At 60.2% G+C, this 354-nt stretch carries 1 protein-coding gene; it reads left to right on the top strand.

Annotated elements, in window-relative coordinates; genetic code table 11:
- On the top strand, positions 1–216 hold a 216-nt coding region (locus tag KMS84_RS39435), incomplete at its 5' end, for a hypothetical protein (RefSeq protein WP_256921472.1).
- Between the last annotated feature and the right edge of the window lie 138 nt (positions 217–354).

Genomic DNA, 354 nt, shown 5'->3' with positions numbered 1-354 from the left:
ATCGCAGGGCTACCAGCTGACGCCCTAACCGCTGAACTGCTGTCCGGCTTCAAGGGTTTCTTCGTTGCAAAAACATCCGTTCTGGATACGGCCGCTGGCTGGTGTTTCAAGCTGGCCGGGTGGATCAAGCGAGAGCGCGCCCAGGCCGCCGGTACGTCAAGCAGCGAGGAAGGCTCGCCGGGTGATGACTGGGCCGCGAAAGGAGTACGCCTGTGAATCGATCAAACAAGCCTGTCGTCGTAGGCGATCTGGTCGCTCGTCGCCGAACTGATCCAACCTATCAGGGCCCTGAGCAATCGCCGGCCGTGGTAGCTGTTGATCCTTCAACCCAGGCAGTGATCGACGACCTGTTTC

This window comes from Streptomyces hilarionis (assembly GCF_024539675.1).
GTDB lineage: Bacteria > Actinomycetota > Actinomycetes > Streptomycetales > Streptomycetaceae > Streptomyces > Streptomyces hilarionis.
The sequence above is the reverse complement of the archived record's forward strand: the minus strand, read 5'-3'. Positions and strand labels throughout refer to the sequence as shown.